The sequence below is a fragment of the Bradyrhizobium genomosp. III genome, from assembly GCF_000261705.1.
In the GTDB taxonomy this organism is placed as follows: domain Bacteria; phylum Pseudomonadota; class Alphaproteobacteria; order Rhizobiales; family Xanthobacteraceae; genus Bradyrhizobium; species Bradyrhizobium ottawaense.
The window spans coordinates 20,675-27,676 of the sequence record NZ_AJQF01000064.1 but is presented as its reverse complement, the minus strand read 5'-3'; the positions used below and the strand labels follow the sequence as shown (position 1 = coordinate 27,676).

Here is a 7,002-nt window from a genome sequence, read left to right as displayed (position 1 = left end):
CCCGCCAGCCGCAAGGAGCGGCTGCATGCCGTGCAGACGCCGACGCTCGTGATCCACGGTACCGTCGATCCCTTGGTGCGGCCTGAGGGCGGCAAGGACACGGCGGCGTCAATCCCGAACGCAAGATTGTTGATGATCGACGGTATGGGCCATGCACTGCCGATGCGGTTCTGGCCTGAGATCATCGGCGCCATCGACAAGCACGCGCATGGCGCGGCGGCGCAGGCAGCTTAACTGTTCTTCGCCATCCAGATCACATGGCGCGCACCGCCGCCCCTGCCGGTCGCGCGGACATTGACCTCGTTGACGTCGAAACCGGCGCTGCGAAGTCGCTTGGTGAAGGCCGGGTTGGGTCCCGACGACCAGACCGCGAGCACGCCGCCCGGCCGCAGCGCCGTCTTCGCCGCCTTCAGCCCGCTCGAACTATAGAGCGCATCATTGCCCTTGCGGGTCAGTCCCTCCGGCCCGTTGTCGACGTCGAGGAGAATGGCGTCGAAAGCCGACCGCTGCGCCCGGATGATTTCGCCGACGTCGGTTTCCCGAATGCTGACCCTGGCATCATCGAGGCTGTCGCCGAACACCTCCGCCATCGGGCCCCGCGCCCACGCGACCACCGCGGGGACCAACTCGGAGACCACAATCTTTGACTTGGCTCCAAGCACGGTGAGCGCCGCACGCAGCGTAAAGCCCATTCCGAGGCCACCGATCAGGACGACGGGCTTGGACACCTTCTCGATCTGCTTCGCTGCGAGCGTTGCGAGCGCGGCTTCCGAGCCCGACAGGCGGTTGTTCATCAGCTCGTTGGTGCCGAGCTTGATGGAGAACTCCTTGCCTCGCCGCATCAGGCGAAGCTCTTCGTCGGAGCCGGGGATTTTGGCGGTGTCGATTTTTTCCCAGGGAATCATGAGGGACGTTTAGCATGATCGGGATTCGCAGGGTGGGTTAGCCGAAGGCGTAACCCACCTCTTTACTTTCCACGGGATCAGAAGCGGTGGATTACGCCGGCGGACTGCGCTGCGCGCAGCCGCGGGCTAATCCACCCTACGATCTCTGCCTACCCTCCCGCCCAGACGTCCAGCACATAGCGGTTCTTCGTCCCCATCTCCTCGATCCAGCGCGCACTGACGGCGGCGTCGCTGCCGCTCTTCTCGCGGTGGATCGCGACCAGTGCCGCTTTCACGTCCGGCTCCATCTTGCCGCCGTCGCCGCAGACATAGACGATCGCGCCCTGCTCGATCAGCGGCCAGACCTTGTCCTTCTGCGCGGCGAGCAGGTGCTGCACATAGGTCTTCGGTCCGTCCGCGCGTGAGAACGCGGTGAAGAGTTCCGTGATGCCGCTCGCCGCCAACGCCTTCAGCTCGTCCGCGTAGAGAAAATCCTGGTCGGGATGGCGGCAGCCGAAAAACAGCATCGCGGGTCCGAGGCTGGCGCCCTTCGCCTTGCGTGCGGCCCGTTCCTGAAGGAAGCCGCGGAACGGCGCAAGGCCCGTGCCGGGGCCGATCATGATGATAGGCACCAAGGGATCGTCGGGAAGCCGGAAGCCGGCCTTGGTCTCGCGTACGGTGGCGTAGATCGCATCGCCCGCGCGACGGTTGGCGAGATAGTTCGAACAGATGCCCTTGTAGGTGCCGCGGCCGGAGGCGGCCGGCCCTTCGACCACGCCGACCGTGACACTGCAGCGCGTCGGGTCGACCGACGGCGAGGACGAGATTGAGTAATAGCGCGGCGCCAGCAACGAGAGCATTTCGAGATAGACATGGAACGGCAACTCGCAGGCCGGATATTCGAGCAGAAGATCGAACACCGATTTGCGCCTGGCCAGGATCTCGCCCCGGTAACGCTCGAGCGGCTCAGCTTCCTCGCCGAGGAAAGCCAGCAGCTTCGGCTTGGTGACCGGACAGCGGGTGTGCTCGGCCATGATCTGGATCTGCTTGCGCGTCGCCACCTGCTGCAGCTCGACGAACTCGCTGAGCAGGCGGCCGACGGACACGGCATCCCCCACCGGCAATTGCGCGCGGCGGCCCTCGGCGACCTGCAGCCTGATCTGGTCGGCGGGCAGGAAGCCGAAGCGGCGCGCGACCGAATCCACCAGCGTGGGATCGTTGCGTGGCACGACACTCAAATGATCGCCGACGCGGTAGCTGGCGTTGGACGGCAGTTGCACCTCGATGTGGCGCGTCGAACGCTCGGAGGGATTGGACCCGCCCTTGTTCTGAAGCTCGTCATTGACCAGCACTTTCATCGCCACCGCGCCGCCCTGGGCCACGATGGTGTTGACGGCGCTCACCGCCACCGGCTCGATCGCATAGAGCGGATCGTCCTCGGCGGTGCGGGTGAAGTTCCAGTCGATGCCGAATTCCTTGGTCGCGACCTGTGCCGCCGCCGGAAACCATTTCTGGAACTGGCCGTCGAGATCGCTGCGCGCATCGCCCTCGCCGCGCGGATAGACCGCGCGCGCGCCATGCGCCGACAATTGCTCGTCGATCAGGCGCGGCACCGATTGATAGGTCGCGGCCCAGTCGCTGTTGCCGCAGCCGAACACGGCGTAGCGCACGCCGGCAAAGGCATCCTTCGGCAGGTCGCCGCCGAGCCATTTGACGAACTGCGTCGCGTTATCAGGCGGCGCGCCGTTATAGGAGGCGCAGATGATCAGAACGCCGCCCTCCTGCGGCAGCTTGCCGACGTAATCGTCGAGCGGGCCGAGATGCACGGCAAAGCCATTGATCTCGGCGAGATCAGCCATGCGCGTCGCCAGCTCCTCGGCGGTGCCGAGATTGGAGCCGTAAAGCACCAGCATCGGCGTGTTGTGGCCGGGCCGCGCGGTCGGCTGGCGCGGCGCCTTCGGCGCCGAAGTAGCGGCCGCGACTGGCCCGCCATAGGCGCCACGCTCGCGATCGACGCGCGGGCGCACTTTGATCTTGAAGCCTTCCGGCTTCATCGTCAGGGTTTCCTTCAGATGCATCTGGTAGCGCTGGTGGTCGATCAGCTTGAAGCGCTGCAGGATCATGCCGAGCGCGAGCGCGGCCTCGTGCATGGCAAAGCCGCGGCCAATGCAGGCGCGCTGGCCGTTGCCGAACGGCTTCCAGGCATTGACCGGCCGCTTGGCTTCCGCCTCGCGGCTGAAATTATCGGGATCGAACGCATCCGGATTCGGTCCCCAGACGCTGGGATCGCGATGCAGCGCGGTTACCAGAATGGTGGTGAAGGTGCCCTTGCGAAGCTTGTACTTGCCGCCGCCGAGCGTCTCGTCCTTGAGCGGCGAGATGCCATAGGCCCGCGCCGGCGGCCCCAGCCGCAGCGCCTCTTTCAGGATCTGCGTGATGTAGGTGAGCCGCGTCACCTGCTGGTAGGTCGGCTTCGCGTTGACGTCGGGGCCGAAGACGCGGTCGACCTCGTCATAGGCCTTCTTGAGGATGTCCGGATGCTTGAGCAGCGCATAGAGCGTGTAGGACAACAGGCCGCTGGTGGTCTCGTGGCCGGCGATCAGGAACGTGTTGATCTGGTAGCGGATGTTGACGTCGTCGAGCTGCTCGCCGGTCGAACGATCGACGCCGGTCATCATCGCGGCGAGCATGTCCTTCTTGTCGTCGATCCCCTCCGCGCTCTTGCGGCGCTCGGCAATGATCTCGTCGACCATCTTGTTCATGAAGGCGACGTCTTCGGCGAGCGTCTTGCGCCGCTTCTGCATCCAGATCTGCTCGAACGGCAGGCCGCGTGTCATCATGATGGTTTCGAGCGAGCGCACCAGCGACTCGACGAAGGGATGGTAGTCGCGCCGGTAGAACGAATTGAAGCGATACTCGAAACCGCACAGGCCGATCGTATCCAGCGTCAGCGCCGTCATGTCGTGGACGACGTCGATCTCGTCGTCGGCGTTCAGCCGCTCCCATTTCTGGACGAGCTGCTCGGCGATATCGACCATGCTCGGATGGTAGGACTGCATGGCCCGGTTGCCGAACGGCTGGAGCAGGATGTTGTGCGCCTTGCTCCAATTCGGCTCTTTGGTGTCCGCCGTGAACAGCCCGTCGCCGCCAACCGCGCGTACGCGCCGCAGCGCACCGCGCACGGTCTTGTCGAAGCGCTTCTCATCAGACAGTTCATCGACGAGATCGTGGCCCGAGACGACCACGATCGGCGAGCCCATCATGTCGAGCCAAAAGATCGGACCGAGCTCCTTGGCGAGCCGCGTCAAATGCTGCACGGGGGCGGCCGAGTCCAGCGAAAGCATGTTGCCGACCACCGGCTTGGTCGGCGGATGCGGGATCGGGTCCAGACGGTTCTTGGATGACATTGACGTGCGTTTCCCCTGCCTTGCGTCATTCCGGGATGGTCCGAAGGACCAGACCCGGAATCTCGAGATCCCGGGTTCGACGCTACGCATCGCCCCAGGATGACGACTGCGTCGTCACCCAAACCGCCTTCTACGCCATTCGATCAGCTTGGCGCTGACCTCCTCCGGCTTCTCCTGCTGCGTCCAATGGCCACTGTCGCGGACCAGATATTTTTCGAGATCGGGGATCAGCTTGTCCATGCCATCGGCGGAAGACGGCGGCAACACCGCGTCGTTCTCGGCCATGATCATCAACGACGGCACCCGCACCGTATGATCGAGCCCTTCGGCGCGCGTCCAGTTGCGCGACATGTTGCGGTACCAGTTGATGCCTCCGGTAAAGCCGGTTCTGGTGAAATTGTCGACGAACACCTTCTTCTCTTCCGGCGACAGGATCGGCGTACGCGGATCATGCTTTGCGTCATAGCTGGCGATCATCTGCGGAAACGCCAGATTGACCCGCGGAGAAGCGCCGACGCCGGCAACCACCTCCTCTGCCGGCGCGTCGGCCGGGCGCGGCGCCGGCTTGCGCATGAACGCGTCAAAAGTCTGTTCGACGCGACTTCCGAAAATCCTGTCGGGCTCACGCGCCGGGTCCTGGAACTGCACGATGTACATCTTGTCGCCGAAGCGGGCGCGTAGGAGCTCGATCGGATCGGCCCAGGCACGGTTGGTATGCGGCGTGTTGATGCCGACCACGCCCGCCACCCGGTCGATGTGCCGCAACGGCATCTGCCAGACGATGAAGCCGCCCCAGTCGTGACCGACGAAGACCGCCTTGTCGATCTGCAAATGGTCGAGCAGCCCGACGAGATCACCGGTCAGGTGCTCGATGTCGTAATCCTCGACCGCCTCGGGCCGGTCGGTCGCGCCATAGCCGCGTTGGTCGGGCGCGATCACGCGGATGCCGGCCTCGCTCAGCGCTTTGATCTGGTGGCGCCAGGAGAAGGCGAGCTCGGGCCAGCCGTGGCACAGCACGATCGGCGGCGTGTCCGTGATCGGGCCCGCCTCGTAATAGCCCATGCGGATTCCGTTCGTCTGCACGAACTTGAGCTGTGGCATTTCAATCATCGAACCATTCCTATTCCGCAGCGCCCTTGATGTCGGTCGCCGGCGGCGCGTAGGCCGCCTCCAGCGCGGCGAACTCCTCCGGCAGCATGTCGCACATCACCTGCACATGCGGAATGATGTTGGCGCCGACGATGAAGCCGAAATCGAGCTGGTCGCGATAGCTCTGCACGGTAATGTTGAGCGCCTGCCCGTGCGTCGAGATCGACACCGGGAAGATGTGCAATAGCTCCGCGCCGGCAGCGTAAAGCGTCTGCCGCGGCCCCGGCACGTTGGACACGGTGATGTTGGCAGCCGGCGGCAGCACGTCCGACAGGTTCGAGCGGCTGTAGAGCAACGCCAGGATCTGCACCATGATCGGCGCGCCCAGCATCGAGATGTTGGAGACCTGGGGCATCAGCGCGCGCAGGGGATGCGACATCTCCTTGGACTTGGTCGATTGCGCGATGATGGCTTCGAGCCGCGCCTTGGGATCGTCGATGTTGGTCGCGATCGCGCAGATCATGCCGAACACCTGGTTGTTGGCTTCGGTGTTGCCCTCCTCGCGCAGCGAGATCGGTACCGCCGCGGTCAGCGATTTCGCCGGCAGCGTGCTGTACTCCTTCAGGTAACGCCGGACCACGCCGGAGGCGAGCGCCAGCACGACGTCGTTGAGCTTGCCGCCGGCCTGCTTGGCCAGCGCCTTCGCGCGAGACAGCGGGATCGACACACCGGCGAAGCTTCGCTCCGACGAGATGGTCTTGTTCAGCATGGTCGGCGGCGACACCATGCTGGCAAGGCTCTCGCGCGATTTGGGATCGGCGACCTTGCCGAGCACATCGGAGACGCTCTTGACCATGGTCGGGATATTGCCCGCGAAGCGCACCGCGCTCTCGATCTGGTACATCGCGTTGTCGAACAGGATCGAGCCGATGTCGCTCTTGCCGGTGCGCGGCAGTTGCAGGTTCTGGGCGGCCTTGCCGGCGTCGAGCGGCTGGTTGAAAAGCTGCTGGTAGGAATCCAGCAGGTTCGCCGCGATGTCGCGCGGCTCCTGTCCGGGCTTGCTGCCAGCCGCCGGCGGATCGACCTTCCGCGGGATCGGCGAGATGTCGTAGATCATGTTGGTCAGCGCCGCACCGGCACCGCCGTCGATGGCGGCATGGTGCATCTTGGAATAGAGCCCGACCTCGTTGTCCTTCATGCCCTCGAACACGTAGAACTCCCAGAGCGGGCGGGCGCGGTTCAACAGCTTGGCGTGCATCCAGCCGACGATGCGCTCCAGCGTGGCACGGTCGCGCGGCTGCGGCAGGCTGGCACGGAAGATGTGACGGTCGATGTCGAACTGATCGTCCTCGACCCAGGAGGGATGATCGATGTCGAGCGGCGCCTTCTCCAGCCGCGCCTTCAGGATCGGCGCGATATGCAGGCGCGAGACGATCATCGCCTTGAAGTCTTCGAAGAAGTCGCCCTTGTAATCGTCGGGCAGGCGAAAGATCGCCATGCTCCCGACATGCATCGGCATCTCCGGCGTTTCCAGATAGAGAAACGACGCGTCCAGCGACGACAGCTTCTTACCGTCAGCCATAATTCCCTCCCGCAACAATTTTGACGGGCGCCTTCTGGCG

At 64.5% G+C, this 7,002-nt stretch carries 5 protein-coding genes; 1 reads left to right on the top strand and 4 read right to left on the bottom strand.

Annotated elements, in window-relative coordinates; translation table 11 throughout:
• A partial coding sequence (locus tag IC66_RS0106410; RefSeq protein ID WP_038947059.1) for an alpha/beta fold hydrolase occupies positions 1-234 on the top strand: 234 nt, incomplete at its 5' end.
• Here the strand turns inward: IC66_RS0106410 and IC66_RS0106405 are convergent.
• The 4 genes from IC66_RS0106405 to IC66_RS0106390 all read right to left on the bottom strand — a co-directional run bounded on the left by IC66_RS0106405 (position 231) and on the right by IC66_RS0106390 (position 6,962).
• On the bottom strand, positions 231-905 hold the full coding sequence (locus IC66_RS0106405) for a spermidine synthase (RefSeq protein WP_038947058.1): 675 nt from the start codon (positions 903-905) through the stop codon (positions 231-233). The genes IC66_RS0106410 and IC66_RS0106405 overlap by 4 nt on opposite strands.
• Before the next feature lie 149 nt (positions 906-1,054).
• On the bottom strand, positions 1,055-4,291 hold the full coding sequence (locus IC66_RS0106400; protein ID WP_038947057.1) for a bifunctional cytochrome P450/NADPH--P450 reductase: 3,237 nt from the start codon (positions 4,289-4,291) through the stop codon (positions 1,055-1,057).
• 114 nt (positions 4,292-4,405) lie between these two features.
• Entirely contained in the window at positions 4,406-5,401 is a 996-nt protein-coding gene (locus tag IC66_RS0106395; RefSeq protein WP_038947056.1) for an alpha/beta fold hydrolase, read from the bottom strand.
• Between the two features lie 10 nt (positions 5,402-5,411).
• Entirely contained in the window at positions 5,412-6,962 is a 1,551-nt protein-coding gene (locus IC66_RS0106390; protein WP_028143433.1) for a WS/DGAT/MGAT family O-acyltransferase, read from the bottom strand.
• Between the last annotated feature and the right edge of the window lie 40 nt (positions 6,963-7,002).

Coding starts and splice junctions, on each gene's coding strand:
- IC66_RS0106405 (WP_038947058.1), bottom strand. CDS start 905: ATGATTCCCTGGGAAAAAATCGACACCGCCAAAATCCCCGGCTCCGAC.
- IC66_RS0106400 (WP_038947057.1), bottom strand. CDS start 4,291: ATGTCATCCAAGAACCGTCTGGACCCGATCCCGCATCCGCCGACCAAG.
- IC66_RS0106395 (WP_038947056.1), bottom strand. CDS start 5,401: ATGATTGAAATGCCACAGCTCAAGTTCGTGCAGACGAACGGAATCCGC.
- IC66_RS0106390 (WP_028143433.1), bottom strand. CDS start 6,962: ATGGCTGACGGTAAGAAGCTGTCGTCGCTGGACGCGTCGTTTCTCTAT.